This is a genomic window from Chitinophaga pendula (genome assembly GCF_020386615.1).
Taxonomy (GTDB): domain Bacteria; phylum Bacteroidota; class Bacteroidia; order Chitinophagales; family Chitinophagaceae; genus Chitinophaga; species Chitinophaga pendula.
In genome coordinates this window covers 3463706-3481729 of the sequence record NZ_CP077769.1, presented here as the reverse complement: position 1 = coordinate 3481729, position 18024 = coordinate 3463706, and the positions used below count along the sequence as shown (strand labels likewise).

Genomic DNA, 18024 nt, shown 5'->3' with positions numbered 1-18024 from the left:
AAAGAGATAAAAATGCAAATAGTAAAAGATAGGCAATTAATACAGGATAAAGCGATTGCTATCATAGGGGGAGGGCCTGGAGGGTTAACGCTGGCACGGCTGTTACAGCTAAAAGGTGCCAATGTGAAGGTGTATGAGCGCGATTATAACCAGTCAGCCCGTGTACAGGGGGCCATCGTCGACCTGCACTTCGATTCTGGCCTGAAAGTAATGGCAGCAGCAGCGCTGATGGACGCTTTCAAAACACATTACATGCCTGGAGCAGACAAATACCGGCTACTCGATAAAGATGGCAATATATGTATGGATGAAGTCGGACAGTTATCAGAAGTCACCTTCGGAGATGAACAATTCAGACCCGAGATTGACAGGGGCGCTCTAAGGGATATGCTGATCGACGCCCTGCAACCTGGTACGGTAATATGGGACAGCCAGTTTATAAGTATGGTCCGCTTAAACGGCCGCTGGGAACTCACCTTTAAAAATGGTACAATCGCCACCGCAGATATCGTGATCGGCGCAGATGGCTATCGTTCAAAGATCCGCCCCTATCTGACACCCATTACAGCAAAGTATTCCGGCGCTACCATTATCCAGGGCGAAGTAGATAACCCGCAAACCGAATGTCCGGAGATATATGCCTTGTTAGCCAATGCCAACCTGATGGCCATGGGAGATGGAAAAACCATCGCAGCACAACCTAGAGGCGACGGTGGACTCACATTCTACGCTGCCTCCCTGTATCCCGAGGATTGGGTCGACACCTGCGGGATAGATTTTGACGATAGCCAGGCAGTGGCGGCCTACCTGAAAGAGGCCCACGCACAATGGAGCCCGGTATTCTTTACATTGTTTGATGCATCCCGCCAATTCGTACCCAGACCCCTGAACTATTTCCCTTTAAATCAGCAGTGGGAAGCACAGCCTGATCTGACACTGCTGGGCGATGCAGCACATCTGATGCCTCCCTCAGGAGAAGGCGTGAATACCGCTATGCTGGACGCGTTGGATTTGAGCGAGTGCCTCACCAGTGGCGAATACCAGGACCTGCAAACCGCTATCGCAGCTTACGAAAAACAAATGTTGGCAAGAGCCGCGTTATTAGGAAAGGAAGCCATCGAAGGGATCAAGGATTTTGCCGCTCCCACAGACGAATCAGTGCAGCAATTCAAAGCCCTGCTTAGCCCCAACGAATGAGGCAAGTGTAATGATGCACCACAGGCACCAAGCTCAATCAATAAAATATACCTTACTGATCTTGCCGTTTTCTATCTGGTAAATGGCGGTGCCGCCGCGCCTACCATGGTCATCTAGGATATGCTCTTCGTCGATCACAACATTTCCTGTTACGATCCGCTTTACAATGCGGCAGTGCAGTAAATGCGCCTTGCCGAAGAAGTGATATACTTTCCGCATCTCTTCTTTTCCCCGGCGAATGAGCTTATCCGGGAAGTCAAATAACGCTATATTTTCATCATAGACCGACAGAAAGGCTTCCATGTTGCGGCTATTATAAGCATTAAGCTGCTGCTGTACCAATGCCACAGGGCTGGATACAGACACCGTATCCGGAGTAATGACCTTCCCGTTCTGGATCACGAGATCGAGATGCTCCAGTTCACGGAGATCATCAGCCGGGTTACCTTGTAGTAATAGCATATTGGCAGGCTGTCCGACAGCAATATTACCCGTATAACCGGGAAGACGCAGGATACTCGCCGGATGAATAGTAGCCGCCTGTAATACCTGCCAGTTACTCATACCGCTCTGCTGCATTTGCATCAGCTCTGGCAACAAACTTACCGCATGTAAGGTGCCAATGTTCCCGGCATCCGAACCACTGACGATCAACACGCCGGCATCACTAAGCTTTTTGAGGTTCTCCCGGCTGACGCGGTTTACCGCCGCCGTCCTGTCCACATGTGCATGTGCTTTTATCTTATATTGATTAGCAACAGCAGTATCCGCCAGCTGTTTCAGATCATACAGGCTACCAAGCGCAAATGGGTCGGCAGATGCCAACTCATACGTAGTAAATAAACGGGATTGATCAAATACATGCAGATAACCAGTTTCTACCGACAGGGTAGGACAAAGCACAACCTTTTTATCTTTAAGCAGTTGCACAAACGCATCATCTACCACTTCGTCTTCTACACTATGCACCAGGAAATCAGCTCCTGCTTCCACCGCCAACTGCGCCGTAATACGTTCTGTGGCGTGCACAGCCACTCGCAATCCATGAGAATGCGCCTGCGCGATCACCGCCCGGACGATGGGCATATATTCCACAGGAGCCTTCCCATTAGCAGAAAATAAGAGTTTGATAAAGTCCGGATGATAAACCAATTGTTCTTGTACCAACCGGCGCCCCTCCGCAGCATTCGAGGCCAATACAAAAGGCGCATCCTCCTTTAAATGATCGTATTCAGCAACAGCCACTGTGGTGATAATAGGGCCGGACATGTACACCTGTGGTCTGATAGCCCAATCCCCAAATGTTTTTTTCCGGGCTAGCAAACGATAGGTCGTACCGACATCAAAAACAGTAGTGATACCATTGCGTACATACCTCCGCAGCTGCTGTTCAAGCCCTGCATGGACTTCTTTGATCTCTTCTTCATAAGGCCGGATCTTGCGCAGGTCGATAATGTCCGGGCGCGTATATAAGCCGCCGCTCTGGAAAAAGTGTACATGCGCATCCGTTAATCCCGGCATAAGGTATTTGCCACCGGCATCGATAGAGACAACATCCGCTGGCGCCTTTCTTTTGTGAATACCCACAATAAGATGATCCTTGAAGACCACGGTCATACCAGTTTGTATAGTCTTTTTCGCAGGATCAATAAGCTGTGCATTTGTAATCCAGGTTTCTTGCTGAGCAAAAGCAATATTCAGTTGCAGACAGGTAATGGCGGCTAAAACAGTTTGTAACTTCATATATGTTAAAAGTACCCCCAACTAAGTAACTGGACTTTGCAAAAATGCTCAATTTCCTTAAAGGTTTCTCCGCATTCTACCCCGGGTAGAATTTCTTCATATACCATTAGAAGAGAATTTGAGTACCTTGCATCTCATCATTTATGGAAAACACGCAATCACAATCCGGAAAAGATACCTATAATATCCGCCCGCTTCATGACCATGAAGCCCATCTCTACAAATCCATACGTTTAGAAGCAATCCACACAGAACCGGCCATGTTTCGGTGTAGCACGCCCGCAGAAGCAGAACTTACAGATGCAGAATGGCAGGAACGGGTCAAATACCCCAGAACCGTTTTTGGCCTCTTTCTAAATGATGAATTAATCGGCATGACCAGCATACTACTGCTGAATGAAGAAGAAGGATACCTCGGGCAGTCTTATATTAAAAAGGAACACAGAGGAGTAGGACTGGCCGCACTCCTTTATAAAGTAAGAATGGAATGGGCATCGAAATTACACCTGAAAAGACTGAGCGTAAGCCACCGGGAAAGCAACCTCATTTCCAAGGCAGCCAACCAACGCTCCGGATTCAAATATAGCCATCGGGAGACAGCCGACTGGCTGGATGGCACAAGAGAAGATGTATTATACTATGTATTGGAATTGTAACGCTGTCAACATAGATATATACAAGCCTATCAGAGATTCGCCTTTCGCAATATCTCGATAAGGTCCTGATCCAGCTCCAGCCAATACCGGAGTTTTGTATCAATGATCTGCATCACTCCAGGACTGTCTTTATAAAATTCCTTCACCTGACTTCTAAAGTTATTGTTTAGAATATTTTTCAGAAAGAGATACGTATTACCAGGCTTTTCAAAAGTATAAAATACCTGCTTCGAAGCATAAGCCCCCCCGGTAGTAACAAGGCCATGCAGGTAAAGACTAGACTTAGATCCTATATATAAAACAGACAGAAATTTCCGCTTACCGTTTTTTATTGGTTTTGACGCAAAGATGTACCTACGCCCTTTATAGGTGAACCCATAACCATTTATATCTTCAGGCAAATACTTGACGGCGCCTTTTATACTGTCGATAATTTCTACCTCATCAATAAAATCATTGGTCGATTGCCCAAACGCACCTTTCTTGATCTTAATTTGCGCAGTAACCGTATCACGCGTTGGCGTAATATAATAACCAGGTGCAAAGGACTGGGCATTAGCATAATAGAGGAAAAAAGATAAAATAAATCCTAACAATATCGGTTTCATTTTATAGGGATATTTTTAATGGAATGGGATAAAGACTCCGGCAAATTATAAATTTTATGGGAAATCTTCACGACGTCCTCATAACATTCCCCTAGTATACGCAGGAACAACTATCAATTATTTTGCTACTTTAGTAGGAAGGCTGTCCGGCATGCAGGCATACACACATGATAATAAAGAACTTTTCCAATTGATCTCCGAAGGCGATGAAATGGCCTTCCGGCAGCTTTTTCACCTGTATGCACCGCAATTTCGGGCCTTGGCACTACATATTACTAAAACAGCCGCCGTTACTGAAGATATTATTCAGGAAACATTTCTTCGTTTATGGATCAGCCGTGATAAACTAAAAGAAATAGAACAACCCCGCTCCTGGATGCTGCGCATCGTTTTCTATCAATGTTTTACCTATCTGCGCAAGCAAGCAGTCCATCACAAGGCAATCGCCGCGATGATGCCGGAAGAACCGGTCTTTAGCGCCGAAGAAGATATCGCCTACGCCTTTATGAGAAAACAGGTAGGCATCGCCGTACAACAACTCCCCCCTAAAGCACGACATATTTATCTGTTGAGCCGCGAACAAGGACTGAAAATACCAGAGATCGCCGCCCAGCTCTCTATATCTCCTAATACCGTCAAAAATTCACTGGTCAGATCTTTACAGGCCATCAGAAAGCATCTCGAAGAACCAGGAATGCTATTCCCGCTACTCATACTATGCCTATTGAAGGTCTGAAATTTTTTTTTCACCCGATAGGTCCTAAATGCCAACTTACGCGTCTGTTATCATAAGGGTTATATTTCACGTTTGAAAAATGGGGCTAAAAGTATCCCGTTAGAACTGTCAAAACGATCATAGAGTGTCAATACAAGACCGCCTTACTTACCTGCTGGAACAGGCTTTAAAACATACTGCCACAGAACCGGAATTACAGGAGCTATCCGAACTGATCCGGCAGGATGATAGCGGGAATAATACCCGGCACATAGAAGCATTGCTGCAACAACAACTGCCTGACAACGCCACAGCTGCCTACGACTTAGCCTACTGGGATGAAATGGTAGACAAAATACTGTCTGCCGACAAGCCACCCAATACCGCCGTCATCCCATTACACCCCCGTAAACGCCTGCGCTGGATACCAGCCGCAGCAGCTATATTATTACTACTGTCCGCTGGCATATACTGGTTCCTGCAGCCAGATCCCCACAGAACATCCACCATAGCTGTTACACCGCCACCTAAACAGGTGGTGCCGGGAGGAAACAACGCCATGCTGATACTGGCAGATGGTACAGCGTTACCGCTCGATAGCGCAGGCAACGGCGCCCTCGCACAACAGGGCAATACCAGAATCTCACAGGCAACAGGAGGACAACTACTATATACCTTCCCGACAGAGCAACCACCAACGGCAACAGTCTTACAGTATAATACCTTACGCACGCCCAAAGGCGGACAATTTCAGGTCACACTCGCAGATGGCACCAAAGTATGGCTGAACGCTGCCAGCTCACTCAAATATCCAGTGGCCTTTAATGGTGCATACAGACAAGTAGAGCTCACAGGCGAAGCCTATTTTGATGTCGCCACAAATGCCGCTATGCCTTTCAAAGTCGCCGTACATACCGGCCAGCAAAGCGACAGCCTGGAAGTAGTCGTGCTAGGAACCCAATTCAATATCATGGCCTATACCGATGAAAGCCTGGTAAAGACCACCCTCCTGGAAGGCGCCGTAAAAGTGAACCATAATGGTAATAGCAGACAATTAAGACATGGACAGGGAGCACAGCTGGATAAACAAAAAGGACTGCTTTCCTTCCAGCAGCTGGCAAATACAGAAGAAGCAATAGCCTGGAAAAATGGTCTTATTCAACTGGAAGGCAATGACATCGGGTCCGTCATGCGCATGATAGCACGCTGGTACAACGTAGAGATAGTTTTCACAGCACCGGTACCGGCACACTTCCGCGGTAGCATACCCCGGAACCTACCATTAGCACAGGTACTTAAAATACTCGAAATGACAGGAGAAGTACATTTTCAGACCAAAGACAGGCAAATCATCGTATCTCCTTGAGATTCCAACAAAACTGATAAATATAAATAATGAGTCCTTAATTTCCACGTATCCCTTTACCCATACTGACCATAAAAAACCGGAAGCGTTGGTACCGCTTCCGGCGAAATAAAGGGTCTGTACGTAAATCGCTTGCGACAATTATTCATTACTTACCCTAACCATACAAATGTATGCAATTGATGCTTTTTTCCCAAGGCAGGCAACGTCTTGCCCGCAGGGATAGGGAAATTCCACTATTATCGAAAAAAATACTACTGATGATGAAATTAACGGTACTCCTGATGACCGTTGCCTTGCTGAATGTACACGCAGCAGGGTATTCTCAAACAGTGACCCTCTCTCAGCGAAACATACCGCTCGATGAAGTCTTCCGGGAGTTCAGAAAACAGACAGGATTCAATTTCCTGTATACCGATGAGCAAATGCTACACGAACAGAAAGTCAATCTCCAACTGAAGAACACTCCCCTCACGGAAGCACTGGAGGCCTGTTTTAAAGGACAACCCTTCACCTACACCATATCGGAAAAAGTAGTCATCGTAAAACGGAAACCCGTTACAGATGAAAATGAAATACCCGCACCCGCCGAAATGGAAGTAAAGGGAAAGATCACCAACGAAAAAGGAGAACCGCTGCCAGGAGTAACCATACAGATAAAAGGAACCGCCAAAGGAGTAGTGACCAACGAAAAGGGAGAATATGTTATCACCGTCCCGGACGGAAATACCATCCTCCTAATATCGTCCCTGGGCTACAACAAAGTGGAGGTCCCGCTCAATGGAAAGAAAGAACTGTCCCTCACCTTGCAATTGGCTGCTTCTAATATCAACGAACTGGTAGTAGTAGGGTACGGTGAACAGAAAAAAAGTACCCTGACCAACGCCATCACCTCCATAACAGCCAAAGACTTCAAAGATGCCCCCGTCAACCGCCTCGACCAGGTATTACAAGGCCGCGCTACAGGTGTACAGGTCACCAACGCCGCAGGTGCTCCCGGCGGCAGCGTACGTATCCGTATCCGTGGCTCCAATTCTATCAACGGAAGCAATGACCCGCTATATGTAGTAGATGGTTTCGTAGGAGCCGAATTCTTCGCCATCAACCCCGATGACATCGCATCCATACAGGTATTGAAAGATGCCGCCGCCACTGCTATTTACGGCAGCCGGGGCGCCAATGGCGTTATTCTCATCACCACCAAAAAAGGTGGAAAAGGCGGCGTAAAACTCAATTTCACCACGCGCCTGTCTTCATCTACCGTCATGAAGAAACTGGATATGCTCTCTGCCGCCGACTTCGCAGAAACAGCCAACGCACACGCCATAGCCGTTGGTACTACCCCCAAGTTCACCAACGTACAGATAGCGGATTTCCGCGCCAAAGGGGGCACCAACTGGCAAAACGAGATATTCAGGACAGCACCCGCACAGGAATACCTGCTCAGCCTCTCCGGTGGCACAGATAAGAGCGGTTACTTTATCTCCGGTAACTACCTGAACCAGGATGGCGTGATCAATAACTCATTTTATAAACGATATACCTTACGCGCTAATATTAATGCTAACCTGACGAATAGCATCTCCACATTCCTGAATATCACCGGATCGTATAGCACCGCACAAAATGCCGATATACCGGCAGATGGCCCCAGTAGCCCGCTGGCACAAGCCATCACCTGGGCGCCCACAACACCGGTAAGGAATCCGGATGGCAGCTTCGTAGTCAGCGATCCAGTAGGCTCCCTGTTCTATAACCCCGTAGCACTAACCGTCAACAGGCTCGCCATCAGAGACAGAATGCTGGCCAACCTGATCGGTGGATTCAAATTTGAAATCATACCAGGCCTCACCTTCAATCTCCAGTATGGCGCTAACTTTCTCCAATACGAAGACAAGTCCTTCGGTGGTAAGATCACCAATAACAACGTATCCAGCGCTGGCATCAGATCCAATAAAGAAGTCGTTTTACAGAATACAAACACCCTCAACTATAGAAAAGTATTCAATAATGTACACAGCCTGGATGTAACAGCAGTAGCAGAGTACCAGCAGTCCACTTATAACTATTCTTCTTCAGGCGCCACTAACCTCACCTATGAGAACTTCCAGTGGAATAACCTCGGCCTGGGCACGCCTGGTACACCGTCCTCTGGCTACTCTAAATGGGCACTGTTTTCAATGGTAGGCCGGGTCAACTACGCCTACAATGATAAATACCTGCTCTCTGCCGCCCTGCGACGCGATGGCTCCTCCAAATTCCAGGGTAGTAACAAATACAGCTATTTCCCTTCCGTCTCCGCAGGGTGGGTAGTAAGTAACGAACCCTTTATGCAGCAGGTAAGCGGCATCAGCAACTTAAAACTACGGGGTAGCTGGGGCTTGACCGGAAACCAGGCCATCAGCCCCTACAGCACACTTTCATCTTACTCCAACATAGCGACCTCATTCAACAATAACAGCCATATAGTAGGATTGGTAATGGGCAACATCGGAAATCCCGCACTGAAATGGGAAACCACAGAACAAAAAGATATCGGTCTTGATATCGGACTGCTCAAAGGAAGGATAGCAGTGACCGCCGATTATTTCGTAAAAGATACCCGCGATCTGCTCCTGCAGGAAAACCTGCCCATGTACCTCGGCGGCAACGCCATCACCCGCAACGTAGGCGTAGTTCAAAACAAGGGCTGGGAGTTCTCCATAGAAGGAGAGGCGATCAACAGCGGCGCCGTCCATTGGAATACCGGCTTTAACGTGTCCTTCGTCAAAAACAAAGTGATCTCATTGGGCGAAGGCAAAACCCGCATCTTCGATCCTAATAACCGTAAAATAGGAGGGGGGATGTCCCCACAGTCAGAGTTTGTAGTGATGCCAGGTCAGGCCCTCGGCGCTATCTGGGGCCTCACCTACCTCGGTACCTGGAAACCTGGCGATCATCAGGCGGCCGCATATGGTGCCAAACCAGGAGATAGCCGTTATCTCGATCTGGACAACGATGGTACCATTGACGCCGACGACTACCATGTGATAGGTACAGGTATTCCCACTACCTCCATCGGTTGGAACAACACCGTGACCTACAAAAACTTCACACTCAATCTGCTGTTTCAGGGACTCTTCGGATTCGACCGGCTTAACTACAACAGGGCCGCTGCCATGTACTATGGCGGCGATGCCCGGGAAGCCACACTGGCAGAGATCAAAGACCGCTATATTCCCGGTGTCAATGAAACCTCGGATATACCAGCCTTCAGTACCACCAACCGCAATTTCACACAAAGCAGCCGCTTCCTCGAAAAAGGCAATTTCCTGCGCCTCAAAAACGTCAGCCTGGCCTATGATATACCAAAATCCAAACTGAAAAATACCGTAGGCATAAAGGTCTTCGTAAGTGCCACCAACCTCCTGACGCTCACCAAATACTCAGGTATCGATCCGGAAAGCAGCTCCTCCGCGGGCGATATCCGCCAGGGCATCGACTTCGGTACCTACCCAAATGCAAAGACCATCACAGGAGGAATAACGCTTAGCTTTTAAACATAACTGTTATGATCAAACGATACTACTTATTACACACCATATACCTGCTTTCTCTTCTAATATTAGCAGCAGGATGTAGCAAAGAGCTCACAGAAAACCCGAAAGGATTGGTCGCCGGCGATGACGCCATGAGCAGTCAGACCGGTCTCGAAACCGTACTGACCGGTGCCTATGGTAGCCTCATGGTACCCTGGACAAGCGGTTTTACAACCGTATCACAGATCGCAATGACCATGGGCGGCGATGATCTCACCACACATCCGGGTTCCAATAAAGAAGAATTCCGGGAGTTCGACCGCTTCAATGTATCATCGCTCAACAGCCGGATGAACCCCATTTGGCTGGGCTGCTACAAAACCATACAGGCCACCACCAATATCATCAATAACTACAACAAGGTACAGGGGGGCAACCAGGATACCATCCGCGCAATGGTCGCCGAAGCCAGCTACCTGCGGGCACTGTCATACTACTGGCTCACCCGCCTCTGGGGCGCCGTACCAATCATCCCGTCTGAAAAATATACCCCGGAATACCTTAACCTGAAAAAAAGCCCACCGGCAGAGATTTACCCACTGATAGAAACAGACCTCAAAAGAGCAGAAGAATGGATACCCAATGCCAGACGAAGCGGAGGCCGGCCCAACAAAGGCACCGTAAAGGCGTTGCTGGCCGACGTATACCTCACAGAAGCAGGCTGGCCGCTGAAAGATCAGTCGAAATATGCACTGGCGGCAGCCAAAGCAAAAGAAGTAATAGATGGCAAAGCCACCTATGGATTTGACTTGTACATGGGAGATTACCTGAAGATCTTCGCAGGTGGCACCGTGGAAGATGTCTTCTCCCTCTTCACCCGCGGTAACTGGATCACCTACAACTCGTTCTACGGATTATCCACCATGCCGGAAGATGAAGGGGGCTGGAGTGACTTCTTCCCCGAGCTCAACTTCTTTAACAACTTCCCCGCAGGACCCCGCAAAGATGCCACCTTCAGCACCCGGTTCACCTCGAGTGATGGTACCACCATTTCCTGGCAACAAACCACTACCAAACATCCCTACTATAAAAAATTTACCATACAGTCAGGACAAAAGACAGTATACATGTCTAATAACCCGGTGGTAATGATGCGATACGCCCACGTACTGCTGATCTATGCCGAAGCACAAGCCCGCTCGGCTGGCACGCCAAACGGCGATGCCTATACCGCTGTTAACGCCGTACGCCGGCGCGCCGGCCTGCTCGACCTGCCGGAAAACATGACAGGCCCCGCTTTCGCAGCAGCAGTAGTAGACGAACGTGCCTGGGAATTTGCCGGCGAATGGAATCGCTGGTTCGACCTCATAAGACTGGAACAAGTAGAAGCTGCCAATGCCAATAAAGCCGCCGGCGACCTCCAGCCGGCCGCCACTATCACTAAAGCGAACTATTGGATGCCCATCCCGGGCGCCGATGCAGTAGTGAACCCTAATTTATGATCAACAGATGAGCCTAAGACCATGATACTATAAGACCCCGGTCGGTGCAGCTTCCGACTGCACCGGCCTCTCCACAAAAATGAAACGTTATGAAAACGAGCAAACCAAAATCTGATGCTCGCCGGGGTATCCCCGTGCGCAGTAAATTACTAGTCCTGTTGCTGCTGCCCTGTTTGCTGTTAAGCAACCTGCTGCACGCACAATACCTCCTGGTCGATGATATGGAAGGCCATGGCCCCGGCTCCGGTAAATGGACCTATTACGCTGGTAACACCACCACCGGCAAAGTGGAATTCGGCGTCGCCAATCCCAACCCGTCAGGCCTGAATACCAGCCCGCTGGTCGCCAAATTTACCAAAGACACCTCCTGCTTTGAATACATGAGCGCCTCCTGTCAACTGAAAGATTCCTTCGATCTCGCCGCCAACAGCATCTTTAAAATGCTGGTGTACAGCTCCACCTTGGATGAGATCATGTTCAAACTACAGCCGGGCAATAACTATAGCAAAGCCGTCTTTTTTACCTTTAAACCTTCTCGGATAAATCGCTGGGAAGAAGCTACCTACAATTTTCAGAGCGTAAAAAATCGCACAGACTTTAATACGATCGTTATACAGTATATCGATGGTAAGAAAGCAAATGGCATCCTGTATTTCGACCTGGTACAAGCACCCAATCCTACCGCCATTGTCCTGAAAGATACCAGCATCGTGATGGGCCAGGAAAATGGAGCAAGATTGATCGCCGCAGTAAAAGGTGGCACACTCAAGCCCACCCTGATCCCTTCCAACTGGACAGCCGCCAATCTGCCACCGGGGGTCACTATCAGCAGCGTACAGCGGGTGAATGATACCACCGCGTATATTACACTTAACGGTAATTCTGCTGCCAACTATTCCCGTTCCTCCTTGAAGCTAATGGTCGCCGGTGCCGAACTAACCACCGCCAACGTTACCACCTATACTACCAAGGGCAACGTAGTGTTCGAAGGCAATCCTAACTGGACACTGGTGTTCGCAGACGAATTTAATACAGATGGTCAGCCCGACCGGACCAAATGGACCGTAGACCCACGCCCCAAAGGATGGATCAACGGAGAACAACAGGTATACACCGACACCACACACGACAATGCCCGTGTTAGAGAGGGCCGCCTGGTCATCACCGGGAAAAAAGATTTCCCTACCGGCAATACCACAGAACCCTGGTCCTCCGGTCGCCTGATCACACAGGGTAAATTCGATTTCCTCTATGGCAAAGTAGAAGTAAGGGCTAGATTACCTCGTGCACGTGGCTCATGGCCGGCCATCTGGGCAATGCCATCCACCAGTGCCTATGGCGGATGGCCGAAAAGCGGCGAACTGGACGTGATGGAACATGTCGGCAATAACTTCGGAACAGTACTATCTACCATCCATACCCAGAATCGTAACTGGACCAACGTCGGCGGTATCAGCGGCAACAGGAAATTAATGGATGCCGACACCGTCTATCACGTATATGCTATGGAGTGGTCACCGGATACCATCCGCTTTGCATATGATAATATACCCGTATTTTCATATGGTAATCCGCATACCGACTGGAAAGACTGGCCCTTTGATCAGAAATTCCACCTGATCCTGAACCTGGCTATCGGTGGCGGAATGGGCGGCGCCGTCGTAGAGGCCGACTGGCCCGACAGTATGCTCGTCGACTATGCCCGCATTTACCAGAAAGGACTGGGCACACCAGTACTGGATACGATGATCGTTACACCGGCAGACCTTTCCTTCCTGCCAGGAAAACAACAGCAATATACCGTCAAAGCCCTCGATCAGAACGGATATCCCATAAACATTACACCCGTTTGGAGCATCACCGGTACAGGCAATACGATTACACCTAATGGATTAGCTACGCTGAATAACTCCGGGCAGGTCACAGCTACAGCAACCATAGGTAACACCACCAAAACAGGCGCTGCCTCCGTCATCCGAAGACCTGCCAACTATAAACTCCTGCCGGTGAAAATACAGGCAGAGAACTTTGACAACAGTAATGTCACGAATACAGAGCCTTGTTCCGATATAGGTGGCGGACTCAATGTAAGCTACATCGGCATCGGCAGCTGGCTGGAATATGATATCGAAGCGCCACGCACCGATACCTATCGTATACAGTTCCGGGTGGCAGTGAATACTGCCTCCAGCCTGCGCATACAACGGGACACCACTACGCTGCAAACCGTGAACCTACCCGCCAGCGGTGGCTGGCAGAAATGGATCACCGTCACCTCAGCGCCGCTGCGATTAGAAAAAGGACAACAGACCATCCGGATCGTCGCCAATAAAGATGGCTGGAATTTCAACTGGCTCAATATCATTCCCGCCGATTCCATATCGCTGTCACGTATCTTGATCAAACCCGATAGCGCTACCATCAACACCAGCGAGACACTGCAGTTCGCCGCCACAGGATATGGCGCCGATAGCAGCCTGATACCCGTTACCCCGGTATGGTCTGGACAAGGGGCCAGCATCAACGCCAGTGGCTTATTTACAGCCAGTGCGGCGGGCAACTACCTGGTACGGGCAACAGTAGGCACAGTGAGCGATACCGCCGTTGTACGGGTAATCACTCCTCCGGTACTCACACGTATTGAGCTCACGCCTGCCTCAGCAACAGTACCGCTCAATGCTTCCCAGCAGTACCGCGCTAATGGCTACGACCAGCGGGATGCCCCCTTCATATTTAAACCAGTATGGAGCGTGACCGGTACCAGCAATACTATCGATACAAGTGGCGTTTTCACGGCCGGAACAACACCGGGCACCTATACTGTGACCGTAACAGGTGGCGCCAAAACCGCTGCCACGTCCGTAACAGTCGACTATACCTGCACCGTCAATGACAAGTATGAAGCCGAAAGCGCCTCCAACCGTGCCCCCGGCCCGGTACTGGAAACATCCACCGATGTAGGAGGTGGGCAGCATTTCACCAACCTCAAAGTGAATGACTGGTTCGCCTACAGCACACTGAATGTACCCGTTGCCGGTAGATATAATATCAGCTTCCGGGTACTGTCCACCACTCCGTCTAAAATATGGATAGGCCATAGCACCTTTAGATTCGATACGATCAGCATACCGTCTACAGGTGGCGTATGGAAAACAATTACAGATACTATCCGCTTACCCGCCCTCAGCTACACAGGCGTACACGTACTGTCGGGCAGCACATTGAAATTTAATTGGTTCAGCATCGATAACTGCGCGGTAAACGCACCTGCCCCTCGCATGGCATATAATACGCAGGTAAAAACAGATACACAAGCGCCTGTCCTTTATCCCAATCCTACTAACGGGATACTGAATATCGACCTGCGTGGACGATCTTACACACAGCTATTACTGCTGGACATGCATGGTAAGCCATTACGCCAATGGAGTATCCCGAAAGGAGAAAAACAGATCAGCAGGGATATCAGCACACTACCTGCCGGGAATTATCTCCTGAAATTACAGGGAGATCGCCAGACAGATACCTTCCAGATCATTAAGTTCTAAAAAGAGCAGCAGCCGTCCAAAACGTAGTTCGGACGGCTGCTGCTCTTTTGTACTAGGCGCTGGACAACATCTTAATAAAAAATAGTCGGTAGAGTTGCCAGCAAACAGCTGTCAGGTCTTATTGACATAAATAAAGACCTGGTGACTGGTAAGTACACCGGCAACCAACAGAGGTACAGGGTCGGCAGTTGCTTACATACTGGAAGCATACTGCGGCAGCATGTTGCTGACCACCACCGTTAATACGTTGCATGTCCTGGCGGCTCAGTTTTTTGCCAGGGATACGATTGTCTTTCATGACAAGAGATTTGCTGGTTAGGTAATAGTGTGCGTGTGTCCAGTCTGGGGAATTACAGATTGCGCGTGCAAAAAAGGCCGGTTGGTCAAATAAGTTACAGTTTTTCCGTGCAATACAATCGCAGCAAAGATGCCGAACCGGGCACAACAAAAGAATAAGTAAACGGGAAACGCCTGCATTCCATCATTCTGCATACGTAGTTGTCAAAATATTGTTTACATTCACACAAGCCTCCCCCTTATAACCTTCAGAAAAACATCCGTAACCATCGTGTCATAATGGACAATATGCTAAAAAATACGATCTGGCGAAACTTCGCAGCGGCAATTGATATGCTCAGTAGCATTATCCAAACTTGCCCGGACGAGTTATGGCAGAAGGACAAGCAATTTTTCTTTATGACTTTCCATGTCACAATATTCCTGGACTATTATCTTACAATTCCGGTAAATACATTCAAACCCCCATTAACGTATACGATCGGAGACTGGAATCAGCTACCCCCTGAAGCTATCGATGATGTATTGCCCGATGAGTTTTATTCAAAAGAACAATTGATCGCTTATTTGTCTGCTATAAGGGCAAAATGTAAAAAGTTAATACACAATACACCTGTTGAAGGTTTTACGGAACGCTGGATTGCCGGTGAAGACGTAGAGATGCATGGCCTGTGCCCCTCCCTTGTCATAAACTATAGCGTACTGGAGATACTCGTCTATAACCTGAGACATATTCAACATCATGTGGCGCAATTGAATTTATTACTCAGGCAAAAAGCAAACTTGGCAGTCGATTGGATTTCACAATCCGATTGATAACAAATAAGCATATACTCCTCATCAAGTATCCCTTTTCTTACCACATCCCTTTACTTTTCAAATACCGGATTTTTCCCCTTTTATGCAAACATGCATTTTCATGTTGGTAAATCTTCTAATTTAGCGTTGTACTCAATCAATAAGTCATGTACCCTCCCCACATTAATTCAAAGCATAAAGACGCAGTAATCACAGCAGGTACCTAACAGGGTATACAGTAACAACTAAGTATAAGCAATACATATTTCATATGAAGCAAAGTAAATGCTAATGTCCTCCCTATACCTTAACCTTTCAACCAATTAATTATGGAATGGAAATTTAGAAAAGAATTCCAGGTGATGCCCGGTGTTAAACTCCAATATGGAAAGAACGGTATAAAAACCGAATTCAAGGTAAATCATATCCAGGAAAACCAAGCTTTTCAGGCAGAAAAGCTAAAGCACCAGCTATTCAAACCATATGCGGCGGCCAACGAAATTAAAAGCGCTGCCGTTGGCACCTTAACATCCGATAGCCTCAAGGACTTGAAGATGCTTTTGTTAGCCGCTGATACAGCATTCGAAGAGACCAATAGCCGGTTGATAGATCGAAATGCAAAACTGACCAACACCACCCGTAAACTTAGGATGCTGGAAACTACTATATTCAGATTCCTGTTTAAGAAAAAAATCCAAAAGTATCATGACACTTCGGCTTTGTTACAGGAAGAAATAACAGAGTTACAGGAGCAGTTGACTTTGTCGACGGTTAGCCTGGAGATTGATTGCGATGATATTTACTTCGAGCTGTATAATAATATTAACAAGGCTTTTGAATTATTGACCTATTCAAAGAAGAAGTGGGACTTCACCAGTTCCAAACGTAATAATATGGTGGCAGATCGTACAGCTGCCAGCCAGTCGGTAACAAGGTCTGAAATATCAATTTCATATAGCAGTTTGCCTATCATAAAAAGCACGGAATCCGCTTTGTGTTTTCATAACATGAATGGAGGCGACCTATATTTTTATCCGGGTTTCCTGATCGTATATGAGTCAAAAGTAAGATTCGATCTTATTAACTATAGTGACCTTTTAGTAGAGTGTCGCGAGCAGCAATTTATTGAGTCTGAGAACGTTCCGGACGATGCACAGGTAGTTGATCATACCTGGCACAAGGTGAACAAGGACGGCTCACGTGATAAGCGATTTTCAGATAACTATCAGATCCCCGTCGCATTATATGGAAAACTGAAGATGACCACAAAAGGAGGACTGAATGAAGTATACTGCTTCAGTAATGTGGAGTATACCCAGCTATTTACAAAGGCATTGTCTGATTATATTTCCAGTTTGGCGACTGCCAACGCCCTCCTTAAAGCATTTAAATAACAATCAGATCATGAATTCCGGAAAAAAAAGAATAACATGTTTTGCTCCCTTGTTCGATCAGCATTCGAAGATTTTGGTATTGGGTACGATGCCAGGGAACGAATCATTGTATCAAGGAATGTATTACGCAAATACTAAAAACCTTTTTTGGGATTTTATGTATAGAATATTGGTACCAGACTATCCACCATATCAATTGTTGGACAAAGACACACCTAAGCAAGCGCGATATGAGTTACTAAAAGCCAATCATATCGCGCTGTGGGATATTGTGGCAGATTGTTTTCGTAGCGATAATAGGGATAGTAAGATCATTGATCCAAGATTTAATGATATTGCCGGTTTTGTAAAAAGTACTAATATAAAGGCCGTCATTTGTAATGGTGCAAAGTCGAATGAGTATCTGGAAATTGCAGGTCAGAAACCACAGATTGCTATTCCCGTACATATACTCGGATCCACAAGTACCTCTAATCAGACGAACCCTTTTAAGACATTTGGCCAATGGAGAGACACGTTTAACGCGCTCTCCTGATCTTTATCTGAATCAAATATTTGTGAAGTAAAACACCCATTAATTCATCGTTTTATCTATAACAGCCCCTCCACTTTCCCAAAATATCTTCTACCTTCGCACCGTCAAAACCTATATGTTAGATTTTTCACTTAGTCTCTATGCCTA

The 18024-nt window shown here is 47.5% G+C and carries 13 protein-coding genes; 10 read left to right on the top strand and 3 right to left on the bottom strand.

From position 1 onward, the window contains the following. The first annotated feature begins 12 nt into the window (after positions 1-12). Positions 13-1197, top strand: coding sequence for an FAD-dependent oxidoreductase (locus KTO58_RS12170; RefSeq protein WP_095839102.1), 1185 nt, complete (start codon positions 13-15; stop codon positions 1195-1197). 33 nt (positions 1198-1230) lie between these two features. On the opposite strand, the gene KTO58_RS12165 is transcribed toward KTO58_RS12170, so the two are convergent. Beyond that, entirely contained in the window at positions 1231-2940 is a 1710-nt protein-coding gene (locus KTO58_RS12165; RefSeq protein WP_225860219.1) for an amidohydrolase family protein, read from the bottom strand. A 143-nt stretch (positions 2941-3083) separates the two neighbouring features. Here KTO58_RS12165 and KTO58_RS12160 point away from each other — a divergent pair, with 143 nt between their 5' ends. Continuing rightward, positions 3084-3596, top strand: a complete 513-nt coding sequence (locus tag KTO58_RS12160) for a GNAT family N-acetyltransferase (RefSeq protein ID WP_095839104.1) — start codon at positions 3084-3086, stop codon at positions 3594-3596. Between the two features lie 29 nt (positions 3597-3625). Here KTO58_RS12160 and KTO58_RS12155 read toward each other — a convergent pair whose 3' ends face one another. Beyond that, on the bottom strand, positions 3626-4204 hold the full coding sequence (locus tag KTO58_RS12155; protein WP_095839105.1) for a hypothetical protein: 579 nt from the start codon (positions 4202-4204) through the stop codon (positions 3626-3628). Positions 4205-4355: 151 nt separating this feature from the next. Here KTO58_RS12155 and KTO58_RS12150 point away from each other — a divergent pair, with 151 nt between their 5' ends. The 5 genes from KTO58_RS12150 (at position 4356) to KTO58_RS12130 (ending at position 14853) form a co-directional block, all read left to right on the top strand. Continuing rightward, positions 4356-4940 carry an RNA polymerase sigma factor gene (locus KTO58_RS12150; RefSeq protein WP_095839106.1) on the top strand — a complete coding sequence of 195 codons (585 nt, stop codon included), beginning with the start codon at positions 4356-4358 and terminating at the stop codon, positions 4938-4940. A 124-nt stretch (positions 4941-5064) separates the two neighbouring features. After that, complete coding sequence (locus KTO58_RS12145; RefSeq protein ID WP_095839107.1) at positions 5065-6285, top strand: FecR family protein; 1221 nt, start codon at positions 5065-5067, stop codon at positions 6283-6285. 260 nt (positions 6286-6545) lie between these two features. After that, positions 6546-9824: a TonB-dependent receptor gene (locus KTO58_RS12140; RefSeq protein ID WP_198314929.1), complete on the top strand. Its 3279-nt coding sequence runs from the start codon at positions 6546-6548 to the stop codon at positions 9822-9824. Positions 9825-9835: 11 nt separating this feature from the next. Beyond that, on the top strand, positions 9836-11305 hold the full coding sequence (locus KTO58_RS12135; RefSeq protein WP_095839109.1) for a RagB/SusD family nutrient uptake outer membrane protein: 1470 nt from the start codon (positions 9836-9838) through the stop codon (positions 11303-11305). A gap of 89 nt (positions 11306-11394) precedes the next feature. After that, positions 11395-14853: a carbohydrate-binding protein gene (locus KTO58_RS12130; protein WP_095839110.1), complete on the top strand. Its 3459-nt coding sequence runs from the start codon at positions 11395-11397 to the stop codon at positions 14851-14853. A gap of 118 nt (positions 14854-14971) precedes the next feature. Here KTO58_RS12130 and KTO58_RS12125 read toward each other — a convergent pair whose 3' ends face one another. After that, the gene (locus KTO58_RS12125; protein ID WP_157753008.1) at positions 14972-15151 is read right to left on the bottom strand and encodes a hypothetical protein; all 180 of its coding nucleotides are present in this window, start codon (positions 15149-15151) and stop codon (positions 14972-14974) included. A 278-nt stretch (positions 15152-15429) separates the two neighbouring features. On the opposite strand from KTO58_RS12125, the gene KTO58_RS12120 reads away from it, so the two are divergent. The 3 genes from KTO58_RS12120 (at position 15430) to KTO58_RS12110 (ending at position 17877) form a co-directional block, all read left to right on the top strand. Beyond that, on the top strand, positions 15430-15966 hold the full coding sequence (locus KTO58_RS12120; RefSeq protein WP_198314930.1) for a DinB family protein: 537 nt from the start codon (positions 15430-15432) through the stop codon (positions 15964-15966). A gap of 311 nt (positions 15967-16277) precedes the next feature. Beyond that, on the top strand, positions 16278-17342 hold the full coding sequence (locus tag KTO58_RS12115) for a hypothetical protein (protein ID WP_095839111.1): 1065 nt from the start codon (positions 16278-16280) through the stop codon (positions 17340-17342). A 10-nt stretch (positions 17343-17352) separates the two neighbouring features. Then, positions 17353-17877, top strand: coding sequence for a DNA-deoxyinosine glycosylase (locus tag KTO58_RS12110; RefSeq protein ID WP_157753009.1), 525 nt, complete (start codon positions 17353-17355; stop codon positions 17875-17877). The last annotated feature ends 147 nt before the right edge of the window (positions 17878-18024 follow it).

What these genes read in the sequence shown, in the direction of transcription:
- KTO58_RS12120 (WP_198314930.1), top strand. Translation starts at nt 15,430, where the DNA reads ATGGACAATATGCTAAAAAATACGATCTGGCGAAACTTCGCAGCGGCA.
- KTO58_RS12170 (WP_095839102.1), top strand. Translation starts at nt 13, where the DNA reads ATGCAAATAGTAAAAGATAGGCAATTAATACAGGATAAAGCGATTGCT.
- KTO58_RS12155 (WP_095839105.1), bottom strand. Translation starts at nt 4,204, where the DNA reads ATGAAACCGATATTGTTAGGATTTATTTTATCTTTTTTCCTCTATTAT.
- KTO58_RS12130 (WP_095839110.1), top strand. Translation starts at nt 11,395, where the DNA reads ATGAAAACGAGCAAACCAAAATCTGATGCTCGCCGGGGTATCCCCGTG.
- KTO58_RS12140 (WP_198314929.1), top strand. Translation starts at nt 6,546, where the DNA reads ATGATGAAATTAACGGTACTCCTGATGACCGTTGCCTTGCTGAATGTA.
- KTO58_RS12115 (WP_095839111.1), top strand. Translation starts at nt 16,278, where the DNA reads ATGGAATGGAAATTTAGAAAAGAATTCCAGGTGATGCCCGGTGTTAAA.
- KTO58_RS12160 (WP_095839104.1), top strand. Translation starts at nt 3,084, where the DNA reads ATGGAAAACACGCAATCACAATCCGGAAAAGATACCTATAATATCCGC.
- KTO58_RS12165 (WP_225860219.1), bottom strand. Translation starts at nt 2,940, where the DNA reads ATGAAGTTACAAACTGTTTTAGCCGCCATTACCTGTCTGCAACTGAAT.
- KTO58_RS12110 (WP_157753009.1), top strand. Translation starts at nt 17,353, where the DNA reads ATGAATTCCGGAAAAAAAAGAATAACATGTTTTGCTCCCTTGTTCGAT.
- KTO58_RS12150 (WP_095839106.1), top strand. Translation starts at nt 4,356, where the DNA reads ATGCAGGCATACACACATGATAATAAAGAACTTTTCCAATTGATCTCC.
- KTO58_RS12125 (WP_157753008.1), bottom strand. Translation starts at nt 15,151, where the DNA reads ATGAAAGACAATCGTATCCCTGGCAAAAAACTGAGCCGCCAGGACATG.
- KTO58_RS12135 (WP_095839109.1), top strand. Translation starts at nt 9,836, where the DNA reads ATGATCAAACGATACTACTTATTACACACCATATACCTGCTTTCTCTT.